The following is a 15,379-nucleotide window of genomic DNA, read 5'->3' as shown; positions in this document are numbered from 1 at the left end:
TTTATTTATTTAAATATTCTTTTTTTATATATTTAATCGTTTCATCAAGATTGGAGTTAGCTAAATGCTCCAGCATATCTTTGATGATTGCATCTGTTTTAGGATTGATAACATAGTAATGATGCGTCTTATTGTAATAATCTAGTGGTGCTGTAAAATCAAAATCATTACCACGATAAACCATCGTTGCTGCCACCCGATCACAAAACATTTCCACAACATACTTAATCGGCATTTCAATTGCAATAATACCATCTTTAGTAAAATCAATCCAATATTCCCAATGATGTTTATTACGTCCTTTATGATGTAACCAGGCACTGCTGTAACCTTTCTGCTGTCTTTCATTACTATTTGGTGATTTATAACCTAAATAATATTTAGCCCCGGTTGTTAATTCACACCAGGAGTATTTCGATAAATCATGTAATAAACCTTGTTTATACAACCCAAAGCGAAAGCAAAGTTTCATAACATAATATTTATGTTTAGTAATGGTTTTTAAATGTTTAATCAGTTTCATTGACATCACTTTCTTTCTGAACTATTTCTTCGACATTATCTTCTTGATAGCGGGTAGCAAAAATATCTTCCTGATCATCAATTTCAACGATATCCGCTAAATCTGGTAATTCATCTAACGAAGCTAAACCAAAAGCATCCATAAACTCATCGGTAACTCCATAAAGAATTGGCATTCCCGGACTATCTTCACGTCCCACTTCTTTTATTAAAGCTTTAGCTACCAGTTTTCGAATCATCGCATCGCACCCTACTCCACGAATTTCTTCGACCTGCATTCTAGTAATTGGCTGATTATAGGCAATAATCGCTAAAGTTTCTAAAGCCGCATTTGATAATGAACTTTTACTTTGTTCAACCATTTTTTGATAATACATGAAATAGTCTTCATTAGTAGCCATTTTATAACGGCCACCAAAGTCTACTAACTTAATCCCGTTAAACATTTTATTTTCATATAATTGAATAAACTGGTCCATTAAAAGCGTTGCTTCTTTCTTGCTGATTTCTAAGACACCGGCAATTTCTTTAATATCGATACCTTCATCTCCAGCTAAATACAGCATACCTTCAATAATATCTAAATAATTATTATCTTTCATTAAAGTTTCCCTTCTACATAGATCTCACTAAATAATCCATCCTGGATTATTTCAACTTCTTTATCTTTAGCCAAAACTAAAATTGACATAAATGTAATAATAAAATAAGTTCGATCATAATGATCAAATAAATCTTCAAACTTAACTCGCTTATTAACTCTAGTTTTAAAGAAATCACGAATTTGTGATGAACGTTCATCAATCGATATTTCCTTTTTGGCAATATGTGTATCTAAGGGCCGTAACATGGCTTTCCGTTGAAACATCTTTTGCATCGCCTTCATCAAATCATAAACTTCTAATCCTTCAGGAATCATCGTTGAAGTATCCACGACATACTCATCCATTGACTCCGCTGGTTTAATAATAATTGTTTGACGATGTTCATATTTTTCTTTGATTTCATCTAAAACATCTTTATAGCGTTTATATTCAATCAAGCGTTTAATTAAAGCTTCACGAGGATCTTCTTGATACTCATCATTGATTTCTACTTTTTCTTTAGGAATCAACATCTTACTTTTCATCTCAATTAAATCCGCGGCCATTACTAAATATTCCGACATTTCTTCTAGCTTAGAGGGGTCCATTGCATGAATATATTGTAGATACTGATCAGCAATAACCGATAATTCTAAAGTTTCTAGATCCATCTCTTTTTCTTTAATTAAATGTAATAATAAATCTAATGGTCCTTGAAAATCATCAATAACTACCTGATATTCCATCTTTCACCCTCCTAGCAGTAGTTATTATAACACAGTTTTAAAATCATTAATAGATTTCTTTTTAGACGAAAAAACTGCAACTAAGTTACAGTTTTTGACCCCTCTTTAGTTTTTGGTTTACGAATAATAAAATTCAACAATGCTTTACCATTAAAAGGAAATAACGGATATAAATAAGAAACACCAAATGGTTTTATTGTCAATAAATAACCAATTAAAATCACATGAAAAATAATAAAACCGATCCAACCTAAAAACCCCACAAAAATAATTAAAAAGATTTTTAAATACTTATTAGTCAATGATAATTCATAATTAGGAGTGGCAAAGCCCCCAACATCTCCAATTGCACAAAATAATAAAATTTCTTCACTAAAAAATCCTAGATCAATCGCAAATTGACCTAATAAAACCGCTGCAATCATCCCCATGGCATTTGATAATGAAGTGGGAGTATGAATGGTAGCAATTCTTAATAATTCAATCGATAATTCAACTAGCAAAACCTGACCTAAAAAAAACATGTCAATCTGCCCTTTTAAACTAAACAACAACCATAATGGCACTAAATAAATCGAAAGCAAGACCGCACTGCAACGAATCAAACGAATAAAGGTTCCGATAATCGGTGTTTGTCGATGTTCTTCTACATGTTCCAAAATCTCAAAGATTGTCGTTGGAAGCATCATAACTGATGAGGAAGTATCACAAATAATCGCAATTCTACCATGAAGAATATGAGTAGCCACCACATCAGGTCGTTCACTATAACGAACTAATGGAAAAGGATTATAACCCTGATCCAAAATCATCTCTTCAACAGCCCGATCAGACATGACTAAATCCTGATTTTTAATTTCCTTGATACGTTTGGTTACTAGTGATAACATCTGCTTATCAACAGCACTATCTAAGTAACATAAACAAATATCTAAAGGATTATTATGACCAATCGTTTGTTTTTCTAAAATTAGATCCATATTTTTAATCCGGCGTCTAATCAATCCAGCACAGGTTAAAATTGATTCATTGAAACCATCTTTAGAACCTCGAACACTTTTTTCAGTTTCCGGTTCTTCAACCGAACGATTGGGATAACGTCTAGTATCTAAGACATATTCTTGGTTTTGATATTCGATTACCGCACAACCACTAAGCAGGGCATAAACAGCTTTTTGATGATTATTTTCTTTAGTCACCGCTCCATTATTTAAACAATCTTCCAATGTTTTACCTTGATGATTAGTAATTCCCATAACCAGATAAGCAATCAAATCATCACCACATAAACTAGAAAGATAGGTTATTGTCACTTTTTCCTGATTAAAATCTAAGACCCGGGTATTAAAATCAAAAGATTTATTTTTGTTCATGATTTTGGTTTAGCAAATATCGCTACTAAAAAAGCAAATAAAATAGCACTACTAATACCCGCAGCAGTTAAATCAAAAATTCCTAAAGCCAAGCCAAAAACACCAAATTCTTTAGTAGCCTGTAAAGCACCATGCATCAAAGAATGGCCAAAACTGGTTATCGGTAATAAAGCTCCAGCATGGAAGATATCAATAAAAGTATCATAAATATGAAATAAATCTAAAAAAGCGCCAATAACAACAAATAAACTAGTAATATGTCCTGGAGTTAATTTGGTATATTCATAAATCAGCTGCGCAATAACACAAACAGTTCCACAAAATAAAAAGGCTAATAAGTAATTCATTTAACAACCTCCAAACTAAAAGCATGACCAATGCAGGGAATACTTTGTTTTTGGTTGGTCATAACCGGTGATAATAAGGCCCCAGTTGTAATAACTAATATCCGGCGGTATTTTCCTTCCAGCATTTTTTGATATAAATAGCCAAAAGTAACTAAAGCACTACAGGCCGGACCACTGCCACCTTGATTGACATCTTGATTACTATCATATAATAAACAGCCACAATCATCATATCGATGATATTTGATTTGATTTTCGTCCATCATTTCCTGAAGGATCTTTTTACCATAGGCTGATAAATCACCAGTAACAATTAAATCATAATCAGTTCCTTTTCTTTTTAAATCATTTAAATGATTTACTAATGTATCAAAAGCCGCTGGTGCCATTGCTCGCCCCATGTCATTAGGATTACTTTGCTTTAAATCAATAACTCGTCCAATAGTCAAAGCCTCAATTCGAACCCGGCTAGGATTATTATCTAAAATAACACTAACGGCACCAGTAGCCGTGGTGGTCATCGTTTCTTTTCGCTGAATTCCATATTCTAATGGATAGCGAAACTGGCGTTCAGCCGTAGCGTTATGACTACAAACAAAACAATTGGCATTATGAATACTATAATTTTCTATTAACATTGAAGCATTATTAATGACCAGTCCCATTGTCGCACAAGCACCATACATAGCCATCAATGGTCGCTTAAACTTTTTAGCGGCATAATTAGTCGCCGTAACCTGATTGTTTAAATCACCACCAAAATAAATATTAATATCTTGATAAGTGAGATCTCCTTTAGTTAGAGCTAGATTGATAGCATCTTGTAACATTGCAATTTCTGCCAGTTCATAGGAAGGTTTTCCTAGATGATAATCTTGATAATGATGATCAAAATAATGACCTAAAGGGCCAAGATATTCATCAATACCACATACCGTTGCTACTGAACGGATATAAACATTATGAAGATACATCGAATTATTAGATAAGACTGATGACATAGCGAATGCCTCCTAGTACAAATGAAGCCACGATTCCAAAGGTAATTACGGTACCTCCTAGTTTAAACATATTGGCTCCAATTCCCGTTACCAGTCCTTCACTTTTTGCTTCCATGGCACTAGAAGTCATACTGTTAGCAAAACCGGTAATCGGAATAAAAGTTCCAGCTCCAGCTTTTTTAGCCATTCGATCATAGATTCCAAGACCCGTTAACACTGCAGCGATTAAAATTAAAGTAATGATCATCATTGGTGAGGCATCTTCTTGTTCCACATTAAAAATCTGCATATAAAATTCTAGTAAAAATTCACCAATTGCTCCAATAGCACCACCATAAATAAAAGCATAGACACAATGTTTAAAAACAGTTTTTTTCGGTTTTAGCTTTTCAGCAATTTGATTATATTTTGATGTTTCCATTTATTTCACCTCTTCCCTACTATTTTTTCCAGTAATAAAAAAAATAAACAAAAAAGTGTAACCAAAACTGGTTACACTTTTAGCTTCTTAACAACTGTTAAAACACTATATCCTAAAATGATATCAATTGGTATCATGATACATTCTTTAATAACTCGTAAAAATAACGACAACATAAATGGAATACCATACATTGCCTGAAGCCAATAAGGCGTTAAGATAAAGACAACGATCATCTCGACTAAAACAACAGCAATTACCCAAAGATTAAATAAATAATAATCCGGTTTTGATAACTTTCGCTTATAAAAATACATCACGATAAACAAAATAATGACCATCAAGATACAAATAGCACTCATGATGATTTTAAAGCTGTTAGTGATAGTTACAATATTGTTCGAGATAACTACTTGATCTAAGCTAAAAATATAAATACTAGCGCCTAAAGCTAAAACAACTAATAAAACTTGAATAACGCGCTCTAAAAACGGCAATTGCCTTTCTTGGACATTTTTAACAATCAGCGCTGGAATTAAACACTGCAACATAGCATTTAAGGTAAATCCTAAAAATGGAAAACCCGTCGGTGTCACAATTAATCCCACTAAATCGACTGCTATCCCAATAATATAACAATAACCCGGTGCCAATAATAGCCCTGCAAGCATCATTGGAATAACTTCGATAGAAATTTTCAAGCTTTCAAAACCAAATAACGGTATCATGATTGACAACCGTTTTAAAATTGCAGCTAAAATAATTAATAACGCTGCCAGTGACAGTGATTTGGCATCACTTTTAATCGGATATTTCCAAAACACGAATATCCCGATTACAACTAAAATAAATCCGCAAATAATTTGAATCATAATTGATTGCTACTTATTTACAATCTTTCCTGCTTCATCCTCATTTCTAGTCCACAGGCGTTAATTCCGATCATTGACCGTACATGCGATTGCTACTAAAAAGTAGACTCCCCCTTTTTATAAATTTATATACAAAAGTATACAAGAAAGATAATACTACAAATACCTAGCCATAGCAACCTTAATATCATCTTAACATTTATCGTCTTATTTCGTTATTTTTCAGGGATTTATTTGCAAGAATTTTATAAATATGATAAGGTTTTACCGTTAAAAGATTAAAGAGGAGAGAATATTCAATGGAAAAATTTTTTAAACTAAAAGAAAACAACACAAGTATTTCCACTGAAGTAATAGCAGGAATTACCACATTCTTTGCTATGGCTTATATTATTGCGGTCAATCCCAATACCTTAAGTCAATCAGGAATGGAATGGGGTGCTGTCTTTCTAGCAACAATTATTGCTTCAGTAATTGGAACTTTGATTATGGGCTTAGTTGCTAACGTGCCATATGCTCAAGCACCTGGAATGGGATTAAATGCCTTTTTCGTTTACACAGTTTGTTTTGCTTTAGATTTTACTTGGCAACAAGCTTTATCAATGGTTTTCATTTGTGGTCTGATTAATATCTTTATTACTGTTACCAAAATTCGTAAAACTATTATCAAAGCAATTCCTCAATCATTACAAAATGCTATTGGTGGTGGAATTGGGGTATTTATTGCTTATTTAGGATTTTTAAATGTTGGGATGATTACTTTTGATTCTGGTGTACCAGCTCTAGCAAATATCAATCAACCAATTTTATGGGTATTTTTAATTGGATTATTGTTGGCCGTAGTTCTTACAATTTTAAATGTTAAAGGTGGTATCTTAATTGCCATTGTAATTACAACTTTAATTGGGATTCCATTTGGGGTAACTACTACAACTGATACAGTAAGTTTTTCTGAAGCTGTTAAAGCTTTACCTTCAACATTTGGTGTTATCTTTACTTCTGAGGGTTTACCTTCATTATTTACTGATATGTCAAGATTACCACTAGTAATCATCACTATTTTTGCTTTTAGTATGTCTGATACTTTTGATACTATTGGTACTTTTATCGGTACTGGTCGTAAAAGTGGTATTTTCTCAGCAGAAGATGAAGCTGCTTTAGAAAGCAGTAGTGGCTTTAGTTCTAAAATGGATAAAGCTTTATTTGCTGATGCGACAGCAACATCAATCGGTGCTATCTTTGGTACCAGCAATACTACAACTTTCGTTGAAAGTGCTGCCGGTATTGGAGTTGGTGGTCGTACTGGCTTAACTTCAGTAGTTGTTGCTATCTGTTTTGCCTTAAGTACCTTTTTATCAACTTTTGTTAGTGCTGTACCATCAGCAGCGACAGCACCAGCTTTAGTTATTGTTGGATGTATGATGGTTTCATCATTTACCGAAATTAATTGGAATGATCTTGAAGAAGCGGTACCAGCTTTCTTTGCTGGAATGTTCATGGCTCTTTGCTACAGCATTTCTTATGGAATTGCTACAGCCTTTATCTTCTATTGCATTGTTAAAATCGTAAAAAAACAAGCCAAAGAAATTCATCCAATTATAGCTGGTGTGGCTATCTTATTTATTTTAAATTTCATTTTACTAGCAATTATTTAAAATCACTGGGGAGAAAATTTTCTCCCTTTTTTAGTATCAAAATATTATTAGTTTAAATAAGCGTCTGCTATAATACTTTTAGGCAGGTGATTAAAAATGAACTTGAAAATAGACTTACATATTCATAGTAACTTATCTGATGGTACCATGTCCCCATTTGAAATCATTGACACAGCGGTTAAAAATCAAGTAGAAACTATTTCTATCACTGACCATGATTCAATTGCTGCTTACAGTCCGGAATTATTTGATTATGCTAAAGCCAGACAAATAAACATAATTCCTGGGGTTGAAATTTCTACTTCATTAAATAAAGCTGGTTTTCATGTCTTAGGATATAATATTGATCTTGATAATCCCTTATTAATCAACAGTTTATCAAAACTGAAAAATGCTCGTCACGATTATTTAAAAAAAGTGACTAAAAAGTTAACAAAATTAGGCTATTTGATTAATTATCAACAATTAGCCAAGATCAAAATTGTTACTAAAGCCCATATTGCCAGGGATATCATCAACAATCCCCAAAATCATCCACTTTTAATCAAACAATTTTCTAAACTTCCAACTACCGGCAAGTTCATTGAATCAATCATGAATGAAGGATGCATTGGCTATGTCAAGAAAGTCACAATTACTCCAATGGAAGCTAGTAAACTAATTAAACAGGCTCATGGTAAAGTTGTCTTAGCGCATCCAGTTTGTTATTACTATGAAGATGGTACCAGCCGTGAAACCATTATTAATTTACTAAAAGAAATGAACGCTGACGGTTTAGAAGCTATTTATATCTATATCGATCGTAATAACCAAAAAATCAATGAAATTGAAACTTGGTCACAAGTAGCTAAAAAGCTCAATTTGTTTATAACCGCCGGGTCTGATTTTCATCAAAAAGATCTGCTTCATCCTCAAATTGGCTTAATTAATGAAGATATTAGTAATGATGAATCATTACTACCAAAAATAATTAATGATCTAAATAAGTAAATAAATCTTATTTACATAATCGATATAAAATAAATCAACCAGGTTTTAATATCAACAAAGCACTGATACAATTAGTAAACAGCAATTTTTAGATGATAACAAACAGGGTAAAATCTAAGCAATTTTACCCTTTTAACTCATTTAAAATATAGTTTCTAACTTTGGAAATAAAATATAAGGATCCGGTAACAAAAACCGTTCCTTGATGATTTAATGATTCTTTGATAGCCTGTTTATAATCAGGCTGGATCTTAACATCAAAACCTTTGGCCAGATCATTTGCTGTAGTTGCTCGAATATGTTCAAACTCACAAATAGTTAAATCATCGGTTAACTGTAATAATTTTTCAATCATATGCTTATAATCTTTGTCTTTTAAGGCACTAAAAATAATTTTGATATCATCATATTTTTTGGCACATTCATAAAAAGCATCGATTCCTTCTTTATTATGAGCACCATCGACAATAATTACTGGATCAATATGAACCATTTCAAAGCGCCCAGGCCATTTAGCATTATACATTCCCTGCAGTAAATCATCATCACTGAATGTAACTAAATGATGACTTTTTAAATAAAGTAATGCTTCTAAAGCTAAAGCGCTATTTTGGATTTGATATAAAGCAGGTGTATCTAAAATAATGTCATAATCACGATAATGATAGCTAACATTATTACCATCGATAATATTAGTAATTGGCTGCATTTGTAATAATTGACTGTGATGTTGCTGACAAACTTCTTTAAAAACTTGTAAACATTCTTCTTTAGTTTCACCGGTTAAATAATCAATTCCCTCTTTAACGATCCCAGCTTTATTTAAAGCAATACTTTGATAATCATGACCTAAATAATCAACGTGGTCTAATCCAATATTAGTATTGATTGCCAGCATTGGCTTAATGATATTAGTTGCATCTAATAAGCCACCTAAACCAACTTCAAAAATAGCGAAATCAACATTATTTTCAATAAAATACATTATAGCCACAAATACTTCAATTTCAAACATCGAAATTTCATATTTCAGCCACAAATCAACATAACGATTAGCATAGGCTACCATCGTTTTATCATCGATAAAAACATCATTGATACGAATAATATCTAATCTTGAATATAATGCTGGTGAGGTAAATGTAGCAACTTTATAACCAGCTTGCTTTAAAACCTCTTTAATATAATTGGTCGTTGATCCTTTACCATTGGTTCCCCCAATATGAATACAATCTAAAAGTAGTTGCGGATTACCTAAATCATCCATATATTTTTTAAAATTATCTAAGCTGTAAACCCGATTTTTTTGACTGTTGATAAAAGTTACAACCTGATCATAATTTTCAAAACGCGACTTCATCACTCTTTTTTTAACCATTGGATAAAATAAAATTCCATCTTGTTTTTGCAAATTGGCAGTTAATTCAAAACCTGATTTTAAATAAAAATCTTTGGCATCAATTCCTGAATTTACCTTTATATCTTTTAAAACCAGGTTATCAACAATTTTTAATAATTTACTCCCTATTCCTAAATGCTGATATGGTTCTAAAACAAATAATAAACTTATGTGATTGTTATTAGAAAGAGTAATCATCCCAACAATTTGTCCATTATCTAAAGCAACATAGGTTATATTATGTTTATCTAAATAAAAAGATGGTTGATTAACCTGATTAAAACTATCAATTCCTGCTTGATCATAGTCTTTAAAAACCTGTTTTTTAGCTACCTGATCAACTAAAAAAATGACTTGATCAATTTCTTGTTTATTTAATAATCTATACTTCATTTTCTTCACCTTAGATAATTATAAAATAAAAGAAGTAGCGATGCTACTTCTTTTTTAGAATTTTTCGAACTGGTCAATATTTAAAACAAAGACAGTGGCGCCACCAACTAAAACATCAACCATAATTGGAGTAAAGAATTCACCCATTTCAGTTGGAGGTACTGTTGGTTCTTTTTCTACCCGTTTTTTAGAATGAGCTTTAATTATAGAAATACAGTCATCAACTTTATCATCATTAGTACCAACAAAGAATGTTGTATTACCCTTTTTCAAAAATCCTCCTGTAGTAGATAATTTAGTAACGAAGTATCCATTTTCAGTAAGCGCTCCTTGTACACTAGAGCTATCATCTGAATTAACGATTGCAATTATAAGTTTCATATTAACTCCTCCTTGTACTTCTTGTTAATATTATAACACTATTTTTTTAAAGTTAGTATAATTTCTTTTTTAAAGTATCGTATTGTGAACGATTGGTAAGAAAATCGATTCATATTCATTTAAAACATAGCTATCGGTCATCATCGATAAATAGTCAGCTACTATTAATGCCGGATCGTTTTTACTATATTCCGGAACCATCTTATTGACAAAAGATTTAATTTTACAGTCATGATCATTAACATCATTTAACTCTTCATAGTATACATCATATAACTGATTAATCATTCTGATCAATTTTTGATTTTCTTTGACTAATATTGGATGTTGATGAACCTTAACTGATAAAAAAGTTAATAAAGTTTTTAAAGCTTTAAAGACTTCTGATGAAAAAGATAAATATGGTTTTTCATAACTATGGATCACTAAATCACTGATTAAACGATTAATCGTTGATTTATTATCATCACCTAAAATATTGGTGGCTGCTTTAGGCAGATCATCTTTTTTAATTAAACCAACCTTAATGGCATCTTCAATGTCTTTACCAATATAAGAAATAACATCACTGACACGAACCACACAACCTTCTAGAGTCATTGGTCGAATTTTTAAGCTGGTATCTTTTTTATGCCAACAATCATGATATTCCTGCCAGAACTGTTCAATCGTTTTATCATAGTCAGGTAGATATTTTTGTGAAATAATTTCTCCATTATGACATAAAATAGCATCTAATACCTGTAATGAAACATTATAACCAATTCCATCCCGCTCAATAAATAATAAATTTCTAACACTATTAGCATTATGAGTAAAATGACCAAATTTCTTCTTCATTAAAATTTGATCTAAAGCTTTTTCGCCTACATGACCATAAGGCCCATGACCTAAATCATGACCCAAAGCTGCTGCTTCGATTAAATCTAGATTTAAATTTAAACCACGGCCGATTTGCCGGGCAATTCGACTAACCCATTGAACGTGAATTGAACGTTTGGAAATATGCGCATTATTAAAAAATGATAATGCCTGTGTTTTATCAACTAAACGCTGATATGATTTACAATAAAGAATGCGATCGACATCTTCTTCATAGGGCCAGCGAATATCAAATTCTTCATGATTTTTTATGGGTTGTTTTACTTTAATACAATCTTGATTTTTAGTAGCATATAACGATAATTGCCCATCTGCTTCTTTAGTCATTTTTAAAGCATTTTTGATTACAATTTCTTCTTTTTTCATTTATCTCCACACCTATCTATAATATATTGTAATTTAATATAAATTATACCAAAATAAAAAAAGCTATCTGATTATCGATAGCTTACTTACGCCAAAGTGAAGGCGAGAATAACAATAATAATGGAAATAATTCTAATCGTCCAGCTAGCATATCAAAACTAAGGACAATTTTTGATAAATCACTAAGTGGTGCAAAGTTACCAACTGCACCGACAACTTCCAAACCAGGACCAACGTTATTAAAACATGTAGTAACGGCTGAAAAAGTTGTTTTAAAATCAAAATTATTCAATGAAACAATCAATAATGAAACTGCAAATAAAGCCAGATAAACAGCTAAATAAGCATGAATATTACGGTTAACCGATTCATCAATTGGCTGCCCTTCAAATTCTACTGTTTTGATACTATGAGGATGAATCAGACGACGAAGTTCATTTCGAGCATTTTTGAAATAAACAACAACTCTAGATACTTTGATCCCGCCACCAGTTGATCCCGAACATGCTCCAATAAACATCAAAGCCAGTAAGATCATTTGTGAAAATAGTGGCCAGGTATCGTAATTATAGCTGACATAACCTGTTGTCGTAATAATCGAACCAACCTGGAAACTAGCATATCTAAATGCCTGTAAAATCGAACTATACATCGGTAAAGTATTTATTGTAATTAAGGCAATTGCAATAAAGATTATTGATAAATACCAGCGTAGTTCTTCAGAACGTAACACTTCCTTGATTCGTCCTAAAATTGCAAAATAAATCAAGTTAAAGTTAATCCCAAATAAAATCATAAAGACAGTTAAAACACCTTCAATGTAGGCACTATCCCAGTACATGGCACTATTATTTTTGATTCCAAATCCCCCGGTACCGGCAGTACCAAAGGCCATTAACATACTGTCAAATAACGACATTCCACCTAAAACCAGCAAGATAATTAAGATAACTGTTAAAACTGCATAGATTACATATAAAATTCTAGCTGTTAACTTAACTTTAGAAACCAGTTTTCCAACTACTGGTCCGGGAACCTCAGCTTTTAAAATATGCATCGAACGACCAGAGGCAATTGGAACAAAGGCAATGACGAATACTAAGATTCCCATTCCTCCTATCCAGTGAGTAAAACTCCGCCAAAATAAGTTAGTTCGACTTAAGGCTTCAACATCAGTCAAGATTGATGAACCTGTTGTAGTAAAACCAGATACTGTTTCAAAGACCGCATCAACATAAGATGGTATTTCACCACTTAAACAAAACGGAATAGCACCAACTAAAGAAACAATGATCCACCCTAAGGCAACAATGACAAAACCTTCACGAGCATAAATATTTTTCTTTTCCGGTACTTTATATGAAATCAAATATCCAATAACGATAATGGCTGCAGCGACAATTGCATAATAGATTCCTTCATGTTCTTGATAAATCAAAGAAACGATAACTGGTATCAACATTAATAAACCAGTAATCATTAATAATTTTCCAATGGCATAAACGATCATCTTTTTATTCATATCGACTATCTCCTTACAATATCATTAAGGCTCTTTAAAGTTATACCTTTAGAAATAATAATTACATGATCGTCTTTTTCAATTGTCGTATTTCCTTTAGGAACAATAATTTCATCACCACGAGAAATTGTTGCCACAATAACATTTGGCTGTAACTGTAAATCATTTAAAGTCTGATGCAAATATTTAAATTTTTCAGTAGCAACAAATTCACCAGCTTCAACTTCACCATCAACTAATTTATATAAAGTTTTAACACTTGAATCATCATCTTTATTCATTTTAGCGCGAACATAACGAATAATTTGTCCCGCGATAATCCGCTTTGGAGCTACAAGACTATCAACTTTCAAACTATCAGTCAATCCCGTAAAATTCATTCGAGTAACCTTAGCTACCGTTTTACGATGATATAAGTTTTTAGCATATAATGATAAGATCAAGTTTTCTTCATCTAATCCAGTTAAAGCTAAAAACGCGTCAGTATTTTCGATTCCCTCTTCTAATAAAATTTCTTCATCACTACCATCAGCATAAATAATAGTCGCAAATGGTAATTTTTTTGATAATTCCTCACAGCGAGATAATTCTTTTTCAATAATCTTAACTTTGATTCCCTGAACTGATAAAAATTTAGTCAAGTAATAAGCAATCTTACCACCACCAACAATTAAAACATTTCTAACGCGGTGCGTGTTAAAGCCAACATCTAAGCAAAAATGAACTAAATCGCGATGAGCTCCAGTAATATGTAAATGGTCACCAGCTTTAATCATATAATTCCCACCAGGAATGATAACTTCTTCATTATGACTAACAGCACAAACCAAAATATTTGTTTTTGATAATTTTTCTAATTGATTTAATGAAATACCAACTAATTTACTATTATCTTCAACATAGAATTCAGCCAGTTCAACTTTACCACGTGAAAAAGTTTCAACTTTAACTGCTGATGGAAAAGCCAAAGCCCGTCTAATTTCACTTGCTGCTTCTAATTCTGGATTAATGATCATTGAAAATCCTAATTTATCACGCATGAAATCTCTTTGTTTCAAATAATCAGGATTACGAACCCGAGCAATTGTATGACGAGTTCCCATTCTTTTAGCAACTAATCCCGCTAAAATATTCAATTCATCAGATGCGGTAACACAAATAATTAAATCTGCATCATCAGCACCAGCTTCCATTAAGATATCATAAGAACCACCATTACCAACAACGCCGATTACATCATATTGATTAACAACATCATCGATTTTTTGTCCATTAGTATCAATAACTACAATATCATGATCTTCATTGGACATGTGCTTAATCAAAGTTTTACCAACTTTACCAGCACCCAAAACGATAATCTTCATAATAAAAAAACTTCCCCCTTGATATTCTCATTTGCCTCAATTTTGACACATTTCTACCTAACTTGCAACCATTTGCCTTCAAACTTTACAATATCGTAACAATTCAAAACTAAATGATAATTTATTATAATCTTAATATAATTTTAATATTGAAATTTCGCAAACTTCTAATTAAAATCATTAATTTTTAAAATATTCATATATAGTGACATAAAGAAAATATAAAGACAAAAAATTGAGATAAAAACAAATTTATCACAATTTTTGAAAGCTTAAAATAGCTATATCATTTTAATTTTTATCCTTCTTTTTGTCTCCACAATACTTCACATTGTTTTTGACGATGCGCCAGTCCGATATATATTACTCGCCCCTTTAATCCCATATCGTATCGATTATCGATAATTTGGTCAACGGCTTCTTTGGCCAGTTCTTTTAAATCTACTTTCTTATCTCTTGTATATTTAAATTCTATTACATATGATGGCTTGTTTTCATTTCTGGCCTTTAAGATTATATCACTTCTTCCTTTTCCACTTTCCTGATTGCTTTTTATTT

Annotated in this window: 16 protein-coding genes; 2 read left to right on the top strand and 14 right to left on the bottom strand. The window is 31.9% G+C overall.

Annotation, left to right across the window (positions count from 1 at the left end; genetic code table 11):
* Position 1: 1 nt before the first annotated feature.
* The 8 genes from Q0K54_RS07655 to Q0K54_RS07620 all read right to left on the bottom strand — a co-directional run bounded on the left by Q0K54_RS07655 (position 2) and on the right by Q0K54_RS07620 (position 5,866).
* On the bottom strand, positions 2-523 hold the full coding sequence (locus Q0K54_RS07655) for a DUF5662 family protein (RefSeq protein ID WP_294579855.1): 522 nt from the start codon (positions 521-523) through the stop codon (positions 2-4).
* Positions 510-1,124, bottom strand: a complete 615-nt coding sequence (scpB, locus tag Q0K54_RS07650; RefSeq protein WP_294579853.1) for an SMC-Scp complex subunit ScpB — start codon at positions 1,122-1,124, stop codon at positions 510-512. The genes Q0K54_RS07655 and scpB overlap by 14 nt, the downstream gene beginning before the upstream one ends.
* The gene (locus Q0K54_RS07645; RefSeq protein WP_294579851.1) at positions 1,124-1,852 is read right to left on the bottom strand and encodes a segregation/condensation protein A; all 729 of its coding nucleotides are present in this window, start codon (positions 1,850-1,852) and stop codon (positions 1,124-1,126) included. Before Q0K54_RS07645 ends, scpB begins: the two co-directional genes overlap by 1 nt.
* A gap of 80 nt (positions 1,853-1,932) precedes the next feature.
* On the bottom strand, positions 1,933-3,225 hold the full coding sequence (locus Q0K54_RS07640) for a spore germination protein (RefSeq protein ID WP_294579849.1): 1,293 nt from the start codon (positions 3,223-3,225) through the stop codon (positions 1,933-1,935).
* Positions 3,222-3,572, bottom strand: coding sequence for a stage V sporulation protein AE (gene spoVAE, locus Q0K54_RS07635; RefSeq protein ID WP_294579847.1), 351 nt, complete (start codon positions 3,570-3,572; stop codon positions 3,222-3,224). The genes Q0K54_RS07640 and spoVAE overlap by 4 nt, the downstream gene beginning before the upstream one ends.
* Positions 3,569-4,573: a stage V sporulation protein AD gene (locus tag Q0K54_RS07630; RefSeq protein ID WP_294579845.1), complete on the bottom strand. Its 1,005-nt coding sequence runs from the start codon at positions 4,571-4,573 to the stop codon at positions 3,569-3,571. Before Q0K54_RS07630 ends, spoVAE begins: the two co-directional genes overlap by 4 nt.
* Positions 4,554-4,994, bottom strand: coding sequence for a stage V sporulation protein AC (gene spoVAC, locus Q0K54_RS07625; RefSeq protein ID WP_294579843.1), 441 nt, complete (start codon positions 4,992-4,994; stop codon positions 4,554-4,556). The genes Q0K54_RS07630 and spoVAC overlap by 20 nt, the downstream gene beginning before the upstream one ends.
* A 71-nt stretch (positions 4,995-5,065) precedes the next feature.
* Positions 5,066-5,866: a folate family ECF transporter S component gene (locus tag Q0K54_RS07620; RefSeq protein ID WP_294579841.1), complete on the bottom strand. Its 801-nt coding sequence runs from the start codon at positions 5,864-5,866 to the stop codon at positions 5,066-5,068.
* A gap of 299 nt (positions 5,867-6,165) precedes the next feature.
* Between Q0K54_RS07620 and Q0K54_RS07615 the strand changes: the two genes are divergently transcribed.
* Together Q0K54_RS07615 and Q0K54_RS07610 are read left to right on the top strand one after the other, a co-directional pair.
* Positions 6,166-7,521 carry an NCS2 family permease gene (locus Q0K54_RS07615; protein ID WP_294579839.1) on the top strand — a complete coding sequence of 452 codons (1,356 nt, stop codon included), beginning with the start codon at positions 6,166-6,168 and terminating at the stop codon, positions 7,519-7,521.
* A gap of 96 nt (positions 7,522-7,617) precedes the next feature.
* Positions 7,618-8,511, top strand: coding sequence for a PHP domain-containing protein (locus Q0K54_RS07610; RefSeq protein WP_294579838.1), 894 nt, complete (start codon positions 7,618-7,620; stop codon positions 8,509-8,511).
* Positions 8,512-8,635: 124 nt separating this feature from the next.
* On the opposite strand, the gene Q0K54_RS07605 is transcribed toward Q0K54_RS07610, so the two are convergent.
* The 6 genes from Q0K54_RS07605 to Q0K54_RS07580 form a co-directional block, all read right to left on the bottom strand.
* On the bottom strand, positions 8,636-10,303 hold the full coding sequence (locus Q0K54_RS07605; protein WP_294579837.1) for a GNAT family N-acetyltransferase: 1,668 nt from the start codon (positions 10,301-10,303) through the stop codon (positions 8,636-8,638).
* A 54-nt stretch (positions 10,304-10,357) separates the two neighbouring features.
* Complete coding sequence (locus Q0K54_RS07600) at positions 10,358-10,684, bottom strand: cyclic-di-AMP receptor (protein WP_294579835.1); 327 nt, start codon at positions 10,682-10,684, stop codon at positions 10,358-10,360.
* A 69-nt stretch (positions 10,685-10,753) separates the two neighbouring features.
* Positions 10,754-11,932 carry a deoxyguanosinetriphosphate triphosphohydrolase family protein gene (locus tag Q0K54_RS07595; protein ID WP_294579833.1) on the bottom strand — a complete coding sequence of 393 codons (1,179 nt, stop codon included), beginning with the start codon at positions 11,930-11,932 and terminating at the stop codon, positions 10,754-10,756.
* A gap of 82 nt (positions 11,933-12,014) precedes the next feature.
* Positions 12,015-13,454: a TrkH family potassium uptake protein gene (locus Q0K54_RS07590; protein WP_294579831.1), complete on the bottom strand. Its 1,440-nt coding sequence runs from the start codon at positions 13,452-13,454 to the stop codon at positions 12,015-12,017.
* Between the two features lie 5 nt (positions 13,455-13,459).
* On the bottom strand, positions 13,460-14,821 hold the full coding sequence (gene trkA, locus Q0K54_RS07585; protein ID WP_294579829.1) for a Trk system potassium transporter TrkA: 1,362 nt from the start codon (positions 14,819-14,821) through the stop codon (positions 13,460-13,462).
* 298 nt (positions 14,822-15,119) lie between these two features.
* A partial coding sequence (locus Q0K54_RS07580) for a PD-(D/E)XK nuclease domain-containing protein (protein WP_294579828.1) occupies positions 15,120-15,379 on the bottom strand: 260 nt, incomplete at its 5' end.

Source organism: uncultured Thomasclavelia sp. (genome assembly GCF_944324745.1).
Taxonomy (GTDB): domain Bacteria; phylum Bacillota_I; class Bacilli_A; order Erysipelotrichales; family Coprobacillaceae; genus Thomasclavelia.
The sequence above is the reverse complement of the archived record's forward strand: the minus strand, read 5'-3'. Positions and strand labels throughout refer to the sequence as shown.